Annotated in this window: 12 protein-coding genes; 3 read left to right on the plus strand and 9 right to left on the minus strand. The window is 64.9% G+C overall.

Annotation, left to right across the window (positions count from 1 at the left end):
- The first annotated feature begins 9 nt into the window (after positions 1-9).
- From menC to GL300_RS14275, 3 genes are read left to right on the plus strand one after another with little or no spacing between them, the layout of a single operon-like run.
- Positions 10-1134 carry an o-succinylbenzoate synthase gene (gene menC / locus GL300_RS14265; RefSeq protein WP_155040320.1) on the plus strand — a complete coding sequence of 375 codons (1125 nt, stop codon included), beginning with the start codon at positions 10-12 and terminating at the stop codon, positions 1132-1134.
- The gene (locus GL300_RS14270) at positions 1131-1856 is read left to right on the plus strand and encodes a GNAT family N-acetyltransferase (RefSeq protein WP_343043053.1); all 726 of its coding nucleotides are present in this window, start codon (positions 1131-1133) and stop codon (positions 1854-1856) included. Before menC ends, GL300_RS14270 begins: the two co-directional genes overlap by 4 nt.
- Positions 1857-1900: 44 nt before the next feature.
- The gene (locus GL300_RS14275; RefSeq protein ID WP_155040321.1) at positions 1901-3376 is read left to right on the plus strand and encodes an amino acid permease; all 1476 of its coding nucleotides are present in this window, start codon (positions 1901-1903) and stop codon (positions 3374-3376) included.
- A gap of 30 nt (positions 3377-3406) precedes the next feature.
- On the opposite strand, the gene nadC is transcribed toward GL300_RS14275, so the two are convergent.
- The 9 genes from nadC to GL300_RS14320 form a co-directional block, all read right to left on the minus strand.
- Positions 3407-4258 carry a carboxylating nicotinate-nucleotide diphosphorylase gene (gene nadC / locus GL300_RS14280; protein WP_155040322.1) on the minus strand — a complete coding sequence of 284 codons (852 nt, stop codon included), beginning with the start codon at positions 4256-4258 and terminating at the stop codon, positions 3407-3409.
- The gene (locus tag GL300_RS14285; protein ID WP_155040323.1) at positions 4255-5811 is read right to left on the minus strand and encodes an L-aspartate oxidase; all 1557 of its coding nucleotides are present in this window, start codon (positions 5809-5811) and stop codon (positions 4255-4257) included. The genes nadC and GL300_RS14285 overlap by 4 nt, the downstream gene beginning before the upstream one ends.
- Positions 5808-6860, minus strand: a complete 1053-nt coding sequence (gene nadA / locus GL300_RS14290) for a quinolinate synthase NadA (protein ID WP_155040324.1) — start codon at positions 6858-6860, stop codon at positions 5808-5810. Before nadA ends, GL300_RS14285 begins: the two co-directional genes overlap by 4 nt.
- A 205-nt stretch (positions 6861-7065) precedes the next feature.
- Positions 7066-9216, minus strand: a complete 2151-nt coding sequence (locus tag GL300_RS14295) for a TonB-dependent siderophore receptor (protein WP_155040325.1) — start codon at positions 9214-9216, stop codon at positions 7066-7068.
- 161 nt (positions 9217-9377) lie between these two features.
- Entirely contained in the window at positions 9378-10187 is an 810-nt protein-coding gene (locus tag GL300_RS14300) for an ABC transporter ATP-binding protein (RefSeq protein ID WP_155040326.1), read from the minus strand.
- Complete coding sequence (locus GL300_RS14305; protein ID WP_155040327.1) at positions 10184-11221, minus strand: FecCD family ABC transporter permease; 1038 nt, start codon at positions 11219-11221, stop codon at positions 10184-10186. The genes GL300_RS14300 and GL300_RS14305 overlap by 4 nt, the downstream gene beginning before the upstream one ends.
- Entirely contained in the window at positions 11218-12258 is a 1041-nt protein-coding gene (locus tag GL300_RS14310) for a FecCD family ABC transporter permease (RefSeq protein ID WP_155040328.1), read from the minus strand. Before GL300_RS14310 ends, GL300_RS14305 begins: the two co-directional genes overlap by 4 nt.
- Positions 12255-13256 carry an iron-siderophore ABC transporter substrate-binding protein gene (locus GL300_RS14315; protein WP_155040329.1) on the minus strand — a complete coding sequence of 334 codons (1002 nt, stop codon included), beginning with the start codon at positions 13254-13256 and terminating at the stop codon, positions 12255-12257. The genes GL300_RS14310 and GL300_RS14315 overlap by 4 nt, the downstream gene beginning before the upstream one ends.
- Positions 13257-13404: 148 nt before the next feature.
- Positions 13405-13644, minus strand: coding sequence for a PepSY domain-containing protein (locus GL300_RS14320; RefSeq protein WP_170297672.1), 240 nt, complete (start codon positions 13642-13644; stop codon positions 13405-13407).
- Positions 13645-13649 lie beyond the last annotated feature (5 nt).

The following is a 13649-nucleotide window of genomic DNA, read 5'->3' on the forward strand; positions in this document are numbered from 1 at the left end:
GAGAACAATATGACGACTTCCCCCCTTGGCCTTCGCATTGACTCGGCGGAATTGCGGCTTGTGCGGCTGCCTTTGCTGACGCCTTTCGTGATCTCGACCGGGACGATGACCGAGAAGGTGTTCCCGCTGCTGACGCTGCGCGGCGAGGGGCTGGAGGGCTACGCCGAGGGCGTCATGGACGTGCTGCCCGACTATCTTGAGGAAACTCAAGGCGGCGCGCTGGACTTCCTGCGGCAGGCGGTGCTGCCGGGGCTGATCGGGCGGTGCTTCTCGAACCCCGCCGAGATTGCGGCCGAGCTTGCCCCGTGGCGCGGTCATCGCATGGCCAAGGCCATGGTCGAGATGGCCTTCTGGGACCTGTGGGCCAAGGCGCTGAACCAGCCGCTTTCGGCGCTGCTGGGCGGGGTGCGCGATGCGGTCGAGGTTGGCGTCAGCCTTGGCATTGCCGATATCCCGACCACGCTGGAACGGGTCGAGACCGCCGTTGCCTCGGGCTATCGCCGGGTCAAGCTGAAGATCAAGCGCGGCCACGACCTGAAACTGCTGGAGGCGGTGCGCGGGCGTTTCCCCGACATCAAGCTGACCGTCGATGCCAATACCGATTACCGCCTGCCGGACCTGCCGCTGCTGGCGCAGATGGACCGTTTCGGGCTGGATTATATCGAGCAGCCGCTGGCTTTCGACGACATCCACGATCATGCCAAGGTGCAGGCGCGGCTGACCACGGCGATCTGTCTGGATGAGAGCATCCGCTCGGCCACGGATGCGCGCAAGGCGCTGGTGGCCGAGGCCGCACGGGTCATCAACATCAAGGTCGGCCGGGTCGGCGGCTTTGCCGAGGCCCGCGCCATCCATGACCTGTGCGCGGCCTTCGACGTGCCGGTCTGGTGCGGCGGCATGCTGGAATCGGGCATTGGCCGGGCGCAGAATATCCATCTGGCCAGCCTGCCGAATTTCTCGAAACCGGGTGATACATCATCCGCAAGCCGTTATTTTGCAAGGGATATCACCGAGCAGCAGCTTGAGTCCGATAACGGCCTGATGGCGGTGCCGCGGCATGGGCCGGGCTTGGGGGTGACGCTGGATCGCAGCTTCCTCGATCAGGTCACCGGCGCGCGCGAGGACTTCCGGTGAGTGTGACCTTACGCGAACTGGCCTCATTGGCCGAACTGCGCGCCTCGGAGGACCTGCAACGCGCGGTCTGGGGCGCGGATGATCCGGCCGACAATGCCGACCTGATGCTGGCGATCCAGCATGAGGGCGGGCTGGTCGCCGGCGCCTTTGAGGGGCCGCAGATGCTGGCCTTCCTGTTCGCCTTTCCCAGCGCCACGCCGGGGGTGCAGCATTCGCACCGCCTGGCGGTGCTGCCGCAGGCGCGCGGGCTAAAGCTGGGCCTGCGGCTGAAATGGTTCCAGCGCGACTGGTGTCTGGTACGCGGTATCACCCGCGTGCGCTGGACCTTTGATCCGCTGCGCGCGGTCAATGCCGGGCTGAATATCGGCGCGTTGGGGGCGACGTCCGCGACCTACCTGAACGACTATTACGGCGCGATGGAGGGCATCAACGCCGGCCTGCCCTCGGACCGCTTGCTGCTGGACTGGGATCTGAACAGCACCCCGGTCACCACCCGCGCCGCAGGTCATCGCCCCGATCCCGACCCCACCGCCCAACGCATCGCCATCCCCAAGGACATCGATGCGATGATGCGCGACGACGCGCAGGCCGCGCTGCAGGCTCGTTTGAGCCTGCGCGACGGCCTGACCACAGCATTTGCGAAAGGGCTGGCCATAACCGGCTTTGTCCCCGAGACCGCGGAATACCTGCTGAACCGGCCCATGCCGGATCGGCCCGACTGAACATTGCCCCGCAAGAGCGGGGAACGAAATTCAAGGGAGGACGAATGAACACAGAGCCCAGCCTTGGGCAGCGCCTATTGCGCCGAAAGCCCATCGAGCAATTCCTGGCCGAATCCCGGTCGCGTGAGGGTGACGGCCTCAGGCGCAATATCTCATTGTTTCAACTGACCATGTTCGGTGTCGGTGCGACCATCGGCACCGGCATCTTTTTCGTTCTGGCCGAACAGGTGCCCGTTGCCGGACCGGCGGTGCTGGTGTCCTTCCTGATCGCCGGATTTGCCGCCGCGTTGACCGCGCTGTGCTATGCCGAGATGAGCTCGATGATCCCGGTCGCGGGCTCCAGCTATTCCTATGCCTATGCCACCTTGGGCGAGGGGCTGGCCTTTCTGGTCGCGGCCTGTCTGGTGATGGAATACGGCGTTTCTGCTGCCGCAGTCGCTGTCGGCTGGAGCGAGTATCTGCACAATCTGCTGCTGATCACCACCGGGCTGGAACTGCCGCGGGCGCTGTTGCACGCCCCCTTGGTCGCCGAGGGCTACTCGCTGCATTTCGGCGGCGACGGGCTGATCAACCTGCCGGCGGCGGTGCTGGTGTTCTTGTGCTGCATCCTGCTGATGCGAGGCTCCAAGGAATCTGCCCGCGCCAATGCGATCATGGTCATCGTCAAGCTGGGCGTGCTGGCGCTGTTCATCGCCCTTGCAATGACCGCCTATGACGGCCAGAACCTGACGCCTTTTGCCCCGCATGGCTTTGCCGGGATCAGTGCGGCGGCGGGGTCGATCTTCTTCACCTTTGTCGGGCTGGATGCGGTGTCGACGGCGGGCGAAGAGGTCGAAAACCCGCGTCGCAACCTGCCGCGTGCCATCCTCATGGCGCTGGTGATCGTGCTGACATTCTATCTGCTGGTGGCCTTGTTCGCGCTTGGCGCACAGCCGCAATTCATGTTCGAGGGGCAAGAGGCCGGTCTGGCCGTGATCCTGCAGAACGTCACTGGCTCGGCCATTCCGTCGGTGATCCTGTCGGCGGGGGCGGTGATCTCGGTGTTTTCCGTCACGCTGGTGGTGCTTTACGGCCAGACGCGGGTGCTGTTCGCGATGTCGCGCGACGGGATGCTGCCCAAGATCTTCAGCCGCGTGAACCCAAGGACCAAGGCACCCGCCGCGAATACCGTCATCGTGGCGACCGCCGTGGCGGCCATTGCCGCCTTCATGCCCTCGGCCGTGCTGTGGGATCTGACCAGCATGGGCACGCTGATCGCCTTTACGGTGGTTTCGGCCGGGGTGATCATTCTGCGCTATCGTCGCCCGGACGCGCCTCGCGGTTTCACGGTGCCGCTGTTCCCCTTGCTGCCGATCCTCAGCATCGTCAGCTGTCTTTACCTGATCTCCAGCTTGTCCTCGATTGTCTTCAAGCTGACGGCGGTCTGGGCTGTTCTGGCCGCGCTGCTTTATGTGACCTATTCCTCGCGGAATTCGGCGCTGGAGCGGGGCGATCAGGCGGGGATGGACCCGGCCGAGTAACGAAAAAGGCGGGCCGCAAGGCCCGCCGCTTCAGAAGTCCAGACCCAGATCCAGCGTTCCCGCCGAATGGGTCAGCGCCCCCACCGAGATGTAATCCACCCCGGTCGCTGCCACCTCGGCAATGCGTTCCAGCCGCATGTTCCCCGAGGCTTCCAGCACCAGCCGCCCGTCGGTCATCGCCACCGCTTCGCGAAGGGTCGGCGTATCCATATTGTCCAGCAGCACGACATCGGCACCGCCTTCGTCCAGCACCTCGGCCAGCTGGTCCAGCCGGTCGACCTCGATCTCGACCCGAACCATATGCGAGGCCCGCGCCTTGACCGCCTGCAGCACCGGGCGGATGCCACCTGCCGCTGCGATATGGTTGTCCTTGATCAGGATCGCATCGGACAGGCTGAAACGGTGGTTGAAACCGCCGCCATGCAGTACCGCCTGTTTTTCGACAATGCGCAGGCCCGGCGTGGTCTTGCGGGTGCAGGTGATGCGGGTGCGCGTGCCCTGCGTCTCGGCAACGAACCCGGCCGTCATGGTGGCAATCGCGCAAAGCCTGCCGGCGAAGTTCAGCGCCACCCGCTCTCCGGTCAGGATGGATGCCGCATCGCCTGAGATTTCCGCCAGAACCGCGCCCGCCTTGAAGGGGGTGCCATCGGGAACATGCAGGCGGAAGGCCAGCGCCGGATCGACAAGGCGGAACGCAATCGCCGCCAGTTGCATCCCCGAGGCGATGCCAGCCTCGCGCGCGACGATGCAGGCGCCATAGCGGGTCCCGGCGGGAATGACGGTGCGGGTGGTCAGGTCGCCATAGCTGCCCAGATCCTCGGACAGCGCGGCGCGGACCAGCGGCTCGAGGATCAGGTCAGGGAAATTCGGTTGGGCATTCATGGCGTTTCCTCAAGGCAGGGTCGCAAGGCAAGGGCTTGATCCAGCGTCAGGCGACTGCGCGTGCCGGTCTGCCCTTCGGTTTGCGGATAGTCGCTGCGGCAATGCGCGCCGCGGCTTTCGCGCCGCTCCAATGCTGCGGCGGCGATCAGGGTGGCGGTCGCGGTCATGTTCAGCAGTGGCGCGCAATCGGGCTGCGAGACCTCGATCGCGGCAATCTCGTGCAGGCATCGCGTCAGGCCCGTTGCATCGCGGACGACACCTGCTCCTGCGGTCATCGCCTGCCGCAAGCGCAGGACCAGCGCCGGATCGGGCGGGGCGGCGGGGGCCAATTCGGGCAGTGACACCGGGGCCGTGTCGCCCATCGGGATTTCTGCGGCGATCGAACCCGCGCAGCGCCCGGCAAAGACCAGCGCCTCAAGCAGCCCGTTCGAGGCCAGGCGGTTCGCGCCATGCAGCCCGGTCGAGGCTGCCTCGCCACAGGCCCAAAGGCCTTTCAGGCTGGTCCGGCCATCCGCATCGGTTTCCACCCCACCCATGTGATAATGCGCGGCGGCGGCCACCGGGATCTGCGCGCATGCGGGGTCGATCCCCGCTTGCGCGCACGCCCCCGCAACAGCCGGGAAATCCGTCACGATCCGGGGGCCAAGGCAGGCGCGGGTGTCCAGCGCCGGTCGCAACCCGGCCTGAGATTGCCGATAGACGGCGCGGGCCACCACGTCGCGGGGCGCAAGCTCGGCATCGGGATGCTCGGCCAGCATGAACCGCTCACCCAGACGGTTCAGCAGATGCGCGCCTTCACCGCGCAGCGCCTCGGTGGCCAGCGGCGCGGGATCGATGCCGACATCCATCGCGGTCGGGTGGAACTGCACGAATTCCGGGTCCGAGATCACCGCCCCCGCCCGTGCTGCCATGCCGATGGCCTGACCCGAGATGCGCGGAGGATTGGTCGTGACCGCGTAAAGCCCGCCCGAGCCACCCGCCGCCAGCAGCACCGCGGGCGCGGTCAACAGGATTTCTTCAGAGCCGCTGGTCAGGGCCAGCCGCACGCCGCTGACCCGATCCCCGGTCATGTGCATACCGGTCGCCAACACGCCTTCCAGCACCTGCACCGATGCGCATTCGCGGACGGCTGTGACAAGGGTGCGGGTGATTTCGGCCCCGGCCTGATCGCCCTTGACCCGAACCACGCGCGCCGCGCCATGCGCCGCCTCGCGCGACAGGACATAGCCGCCTGTCGCGGTGCGGTCGAAGGGCGCCCCCAAATCGGTCAGGTCGATGATCTCGTCGCGCGCAGCAGCGGTGACCAGATGCGCGACCGCCGCATCGACCAGCCCGGCCCCGGCGCGCAAGGTGTCCTCGGCATGGGCCTCGGGGCTGTCGCTGGGGTCCATGGCAGCGGCAACGCCGCCCTGCGCCCAGGCCGAGCTTGCGCCCTGACCCAACGGCTCGGGCGAAATCAGCAGCACCGGTCTTGGCGCCAGCCGCAAGGCGGCGGTCAGCGCCGCCAGCCCGGCCCCAAGGATGACGACGCGCCCGGTGGCAAGCGCCTTCATCCCGCCAGCCGCCGCGACAGGTCGATCATCCGCTGCACCGCCAGTCGCGCGGGTTCGGCGACGCTTGGGTCGACCTCGACCACGCCAGTCATGGAATGCAGCGACCACAGGACCTTTTCCAGCGTGATCTTCTGCATATAGGGGCACATGTTGCAGGGCCCGAGGAACTCGACATCCGGGTTCGCATCCGAGATGTTCGAGGCCATCGAGCATTCGGTGACCAGCATCACCTGTTTCGGGCGCTCGGTTTCGACCCAGCCCTGAATATTCGCGGTCGAGCCCGCGTAATCGGCCTCGGCCACGACTTCGGGCGGGCATTCGGGATGGGCGATGATCTTCAGCCCGGGATTCCAGTCGCGGAAATCGCGCAGATCCTTGGCGGTGAATTGCTCATGAACGATGCAGGCGCCGTCCCACCAGACCACGCGCTTTTGCGGCACCTGATTGGCGACGTTCTGCGCCAGCCATTTGTCGGGGGTCATGATGACGGTGTCGCTGTCCATCGCCGCGACGATCTGGGCCGCATTGGCCGAGGTGCAGCAAATGTCAGATGCCGCCTTCACTTCGGCGGTGGTGTTGACATAGCTGACCACCGGCGCGCCGGGATACATGGCGCGCATCTGGGCGATGCCCTCGGCGGTGATGCTTTCGGCCAGCGAGCAGCCCGCATCCATGTCGGGCATCAGCACGGTCTTGGCGGGGTTCAGGATCTTCGAGGTCTCGGCCATGAAATGCACGCCGCATTGCACGATCACCTCGGCCTCGACCTCGGTCGCCTTGATCGCCAGATGCAGGCTGTCGCCGACGACATCGGCGATGCCGTGATAAATCTGCGGCGTCATGTAGTTATGCGCCAGCACGACGGCATTGCGTTGCTTCTTCAGCGCATTGATGGCGCGGACATAGGGGGCGTGGATGGCCCAGTCGACGATCGGCATCACCCGTCCCATGCGCGCATGGATATCGGACATTTCCTGTGCCAGTTCCAGCGACGGCTCAAGATCGTAATGCGCCCGCAACTCGCTGCGGATATCGGTCATGTCCAGCATGAGTGCTCCCTCCCTTGCCGCCCCTTCCAAGTGGGCGCTCCTTATCGTCGCGGAACGGGCGGGGCAACATGATTGCGCAAAAGGGTGTAAATTTTGGAGATCTTTGCGCGGAAAGGCAGCATTTGGATGCCGCACCGCAGCTTGGGGTGGTCAGACCCCGGTCAAGGGTCTCCCACCCGCAGTCGGCGGATGGGAGATGCAGCGCTTAGAAGCGGTGACGCAGCGTGGCCGAGATGGTGCGGCCGGGGTTGTAGTAGTTGGCGGTACCTGAACCGACCACATGCTGTTCGTCCAGCAGGTTGCTGACATTCAACGCGAGATCGGTGGCTTCCTGCACCTGATAGGTAAAGGCGAAGTCCAGCAGGGTCGTCGCTTCGCTCTTGCCGCTGTCATTGGCGAGGTTGAAGTAATACGAGCCAGTGTAACGCGCGCCCAGACCAAAGGTCATGTCGCCACGGGTTTCGGTTCCGGGCACGGTGTAGTTCACCCAGATCGAGGCCAGATGGTTCGGCGTCGAGGCGAATTCGTTTCCTTCGACATCGACCCCATAGATCGGGCCCGAGCGCACGACTTCCGATTCCAGATAGGAATAGGAGGCAAGCACGTCGATGCTGTCGTTCAGCTCGGCCTTGGCTTCCAGATCAAGACCACGGACGCGGGATTTGCCGACCAGCTGTTGTTCGATCACACCGTCATCGCGAACGACCGCGACCGTGACGTTGTTCTTGGTCAGGTCATAGATCGAGGCCGACAGCAGCGCGTTGGTCCCGGCGGGCTCATATTTCACGCCAATTTCGTACTGCTCGCCGCGCTCGGGTTCGACGCCGATGGACGGCGGGGCAACCGATTCAACATAGCTGAAATAGGTCGAGATCTCGGGCGTGACCTTGTAGGTCAGAGCGCCGCGCCACGAGGTTTCCGAGAAATCATCGCTGTCCGCATAGGGGACCATGGCCCCGGTGCTCCAGTCTTTGTCGGCACCGCTGGTTTCGATGTCCAGCCAGTCGTGGCGAACGCCGATGGTCGCGATGAAGCGATCGTCAAAGGCAAGGTTCTGCTGCAGGAACACCGATTGCGTCGAATAGTCGGTGTTCCGCGTCTGATAGGGATCAACTGCGCTCGGCGCGCCGCTGTAAACCGGATTGGCGATATCGATCGGGCTGGCCGAGCCATAGTTCGACACGTTCTCGGTCGAGGCGTCGCGGAACTCGATCCCGGCCAGCGTGCTGCTGTCCCAACGGTCGAAGCTCGTGTCGTATTTCAGGATTGCGTTGCCGATCAGCTCTTTGGCGGAACTGTCCGAGCTCAGGGCATCGCGCGGCACCACGGTTCCGGCACGACCAACATAGTCGTTGAGATACAGATAGCCGTAATTATCGGTCAGATCGCTGTAGCGCATGTTGGCCTGCAGGCTGAGGCCGTCGCCGAAATCATGCGACAGCAGCGCGGTAAGGCTGGTGCGCTCGACATCGTGGTAGTTGAAATCCGACTCACCAAAGAAGTCGCTGCGGTCATATTCCCGATCTTTCGGGTAACCGCCGCTGTTCGGGGTGCCATCGCGGTCCAGATAATCGACAACGACGCTCAGCGAGGTCGCGTCCGTCGGCTGCCAGGTCAGGCCGCCCATCAGGAAGGTCTCGTCGTCGCGCGAATGGTCGTATTCCAGATCGCTGTTCTGCACCTTGGCGGTGAAGCGATAGGCGAGGGTCTGGTCGGCATTCAGCACGTCGCCGTAATCGACCCCGACCTCGGCATGGTTGAACGAACCATAGGACAGATAGGCTTCGGCGATGCGCTCAAATTTCGGGGTCTTGGTCACGAAGTTGACCGAGCCGCCCGGATCAGAGACGCCGAACAGGGTTGAGTTCGCGCCGCGCAGGACCTCGACACGCTCATAGGCGAAGGGCTCTTCGCGCACGCCGCGCATCGAACCCAGCGTCAGCCCGTCGCGGAAGGTCGTCGCCTGGAAGCCGCGGACCAGGAAATAGTCGTTGCGGTCATCGCTGCCGTAAAAGTCGGTGACGATGCCCGGCGAGTATTGCAGGACTTCCTCGACCGTCTCGGCATTGCGGACTTCGATTTCCTTGGCGGTGATCACCGAGACCGAGGCCGGCGTGTCCAGAATGCTGGTCGCGACCTTGCCACCGACCGAGATCTCACGCGCGACGATGGTGTTCTGATCGTCATCGGCATTGCCGCGTGCCTGGATCGTGACGGGGTTCAGGCGGTAGGGGGTCGCCTCGGTTGCATCCTGTGCATATGCCGGAATTGCCACAAGCGCGGTGCATCCCAGAAGAAGCGTGGTCAGGCAGCCGCGCGACATCCGCGCGAGGCCGGCGAGTTGGTTCTCGGCCATACTTGTCCCTTTACCTTAGTGTTATAGTATGAATTGTCACAGGGGCGTTATCCCTGTGCCGGCGCGGGATCAAGAAACGCGCGGGAAATAGTCTGACTATTTTAATGTATCTTGTCGGATTGTTGCCGAACTGCAACTGGCGTCATCCAAAACCCGAGAGTTCAGTTCGCGCTCTTCAACCGGTGGCGGCCGATCGGCAAAATCAGCGGCTTTCCAGAAACCGGATCGGGGATGACCCGACTGTGCAGGCCGAATACGCCCAGCACGTTTTCCTCGGTCAGCACCTCCTCAGGGCGACCATGGGCGTGCAGGCGGCCCTTGGCCATGGCGACAAGGCAATCGGCATAGCGCGCGGCAAGGTTCAGGTCATGCAGGACCATGACGATGGTGATGCCGCGCGAGTGGTTCAGGTCGGTCAGCAGGTCCAGCACCTCGACCTGATGGCAGACATCAAGGAAGGTCGTCGGTTCGTCCAGCAGCAGCAGTTCGGTTTCCTGCGCAAGGGCCATGGCGATCCAGACGCGTTGACGCTGGCCGCCGGACAACTCGTCCACGGCGCGCTCGGCCAGATCGGCAGTCTTGGTGACCTCAAGGGCGTTGGCCACCGCCTGATCGTCATGGCGGCTCCAGCGGGTCATCAGTCCGTGATGGGGGTGGCGGCCCCGGCTGACCAGATCGGCGACGGTGATGCCTTCGGGCGCGATGGGCGATTGCGGCAGCAGTCCCAAGGTGCGCGCCAATTCGCGTGTCGGGCGGTGATGGACGGATTTCCCGTCCAGCAGCACGCGGCCCCGGCTGGGTTGCAGCAGGCGCGACATGGTGCGCAGCAGCGTGGACTTGCCGCAGCCATTCGCGCCGACAATGGCGGTGATCTGGCCGGAAGGAACCTGCAGATCCAGCCCGTCAAGGATCAGGCTTTCGCCATATCCTGCGGCAAGATCCTCGGCGATCAGGCTGTGCTGGGCGGTCATAGCGAACCTCCGGCGCGGTTCACGCGCACGATCAGATAGATCAGGTAGGGGGCACCAAGCGCCCCGGTGACGACGCCGACCGGGTAGCGGCTGGGCAAAGCGAATTGCCCGATGTAATCGCCCGCCAGCACCAGCACCGCCCCCACCAGCGCCGAGGGGATCAGGATCGAGCCATTCGGCCCGACAATACGCGAGGCGATGGGTCCGGACAGGAAGGCCACGAACATCACGGGTCCGGCGGCGGCGGTGGCGATGGCGATCATTCCGACGGCGGACAGCATGACGATGATCCGAGTCGCGCCCACCCTGACGCCAAGCGCTGCGGCGGTGTCGTCGCCCATGCGCAGGGCCTCAAGATCGCGGGCGCGGGACAGCAGGATGCCGCCGAACAGCAGCAGAGCCGCCAGCACTGGCACAGCCTGATCCAGCTTGGCGCCGTTGACGCTGCCGGTGATCCAGCGCATCGCCTCTTGCAGGTCCCATGAGGGCGCGCGGGACAGCAGATAGGCGATGAAACTGTCGATCATCGCGGCGACGCCGATGCCGACAAGGATCAGCCGGGTTCCGGCGACGCCGTTCCTGAAGGACAGGCCAAAGACCAACAGCGCGATGGCCAGCCCGGCTACCACCGAAAAGCCCGCCACCGCAGGCCCGTCCAGCGACAGCACGACAATGGCAAAGACCGCCGCCGCGCTGGCCCCGGAACTGACGCCGATGATGTCGGGGCTGGCCAGCGGATTGCGCAGCATGATCTGAAAGGCGACGCCCCCCATGCCGAAGCACAGCCCGACCAGCACCGCCATGACCGCACGCGGCAGGCGCAACTGGCCGACGGTGAAGCTGGCCCCCGGCACGTCCCCGCCCATCAGGACGCGCAGGACGTCGCCGGGTGGGGTGAAGCTTTGGCCCAGCATCAGCGTCAGGGCAAAACCCGCCAGCAGCACCAGCGCCAGCGCGGCTACCACGCGTCGCGAGCGGCGGGCGCGGGCATGGCGGTTGGCAGTGACGGTCAGGGAAAGGGTTTCAGATGTCATAGCTCGCGCACCCGCTGGCGACGGACGATCCAGATAAAGAAGGGTGCGCCGACAAAGGCGGTGACGATGCCCACGGCCAGCTCGCTTGGCCGGGCGATGATGCGGCCCAGCACGTCGGCAAGTATCAGCAGCCCAGCTCCGGTCAGCGCCGAGAAAGGCAGCAGCCAGCGGTGATCGACCCCGACCAGCAGGCGGCACAGATGCGGCACCATCAGCCCGACAAAGCCGATCGGACCACAGGCCGCCGTGGCCGCGCCGCAAAGCAGGATCGCCCCGAATGCCGCCATGCCCCGCGCGACGGCGACGTTTTCGCCCAATCCGGCGGCCAGATCATCGCCAAGTGCCAGCGAGTTCAGCTTGCGCGCCGACAGCAGCGAGACCGCGAAACCGACCAGCAGGAACGGCAGGACCAGCCGGATGCCGTCGAATGTCGCGCCGCCGACGCCGCCGATCTGCCACGACCGGAAGCCCCCGGCGATATCATTGCGGGGCAGGATGACGGCGATGGTGAAGCAGGAAAACGCAACCGAGGTCGCCGCCCCGGCCAGCGCCAGTTTCAGCGGCGTTGCGCCGCCCCGGCCCAGCGAGCCGATGACATAGACGAATGCCGCCGTCACCCCCGCGCCAAAGATCGCGGTCCAGACATATAGCTGCGCCATGTCCATCCCGAACCATGCAAGCCCGATCGCCACGGCCAACGAGGCACCCATGTTGACGCCAAGGATGCCCGGATCGGCCAGCGGATTGCGCGTCACGCCCTGCATGATCGCCCCCGCCAACCCCAGCGCCGCCCCGACCAAGGCGGCCATGATCGTGCGCGGGATGCGCACGGCGACGGCGGCCTGCCCGATGGTCTCGGTCTGGCCCTGAAGCCCGGCCCAGATATCGGCCCATGCGACCGAGCGTGTGCCGATGGCGACCGACAGGAAGCACAACCCCAGAACGATCAACGCCAAGATCGCCAGACCCGCGCCCCGGAAAAGCCGGACGCGGCCCGATCCGGACCGCGCGCCATTATCTACCGTCCGTTCCGTCATTGCGCTTTGCGCGCCGCCTCGGCCAGCATGGCGACATAGTCGTCCAGCACCCAGGAAATCGACAGCGGCGTCGGGTTGGCCGCCGTGGCGACGGGATTGCCGCCCAGCATGACCACCGCATCATTGGCGATCGCGGTCATCTTGGAGGCCAGCGGGTCGGTCTTCAGCGGCGCCAGCAGTTCCGGCGTGCCATAGGTGACAAAGATGTCGACATCGTTGAACTGGTCGATCTGCTCGGCGCTGACCTCACCCGAGAATTGGCCGGGCTTCGTCGCTTCCATCACGCTTTTCGGGGACTTGAGGCCAAGATCCTCGAAAAATTTAACCCGCGTGTCATTGGCGGTATAGAAGCGCACAAGGCTGAGATCGGTCGGATCAAGATGGGTGATGAACATCGCCTTCTTGTCCCGGATCTCGGGGTGCTTGGCGGCGGCGTCGGCGATCTGCGCCTCGATCCGGGTGATCAGTGCGTCGCCTTCGGCCTGCATGCCCAGCCCGGCGCTGTTCAGGCAGATCATCTCGCGCCAGTCGGTCGCCCAGGGCGATTCCGGATAGGCCACGACCGGGGCAATCTGGCTGAGGGTGTCATAGTCGGATTGGCTGAGGCCGGAATAGGCCGCGAGGATCACATCCGGGTCCGATGCCGCGACCGCTTCGAAATCGATGCCGTCGCCTTCGTCGAACAGGGCCGGGGTCTTGGCACCCAACTCTTTCAGCTTTTCACTGACCCAAGGCAGCAGCCCGTCGCCATCATCATCGCCAAAGGTGGCAGCGGCAAAGCCCACGGGAACGACACCAAGCGCCAGCGGCACTTCGTGATTGGCCCAGGCTACGGTCGCCACTCGTTCGGGCTTCTTGTCGATCGTGGTGGTGCCGAAGGCATGTTCGATCTTGATCGGGAATTGCGCGCCCGCATCCTGTGCCCATGCGCTGAAGGGCATCGCCGTCGCCAGCAGCAGGCCAAAGGCGGAAAGAGTTGAGAAGGATGCAGTTTTCATCACGGACCGACGGCTGACAATTTATGTCGGCTTTTCACTTTCTGTCCGTCACGTCAAGCCAAAGCCGGCCTGATGCCCCTGCAGCAGATTGACGCCATCATCGATGCTCAGACCTAAGGCGGCAGATCTTAGCTGCGGCACCATTGGGTCAGTCATCGGGCCGCTCGGTCAGGACCTCGCCGGTGGCAGCCTCGATCACGGCCTCGATCCGGCGCCCGTCAGGGGCGATGGCCTCGATCTCATGGGTGCGTCCGTCATCCTCGGCGCTGCGCACGATATAGCCACGCCTTTCAAAATCGGTGACGCTGACCGAAAGCGGGCGGATCGGGGCGGCATTCGCCGCAAGCGGCACGGCGGCAAGCGCGGACAGAAGGGTGATGCGGATCATGTTGC

It is taken from the genome of Paracoccus litorisediminis (assembly GCF_009711205.1).
GTDB lineage: Bacteria > Pseudomonadota > Alphaproteobacteria > Rhodobacterales > Rhodobacteraceae > Paracoccus > Paracoccus litorisediminis.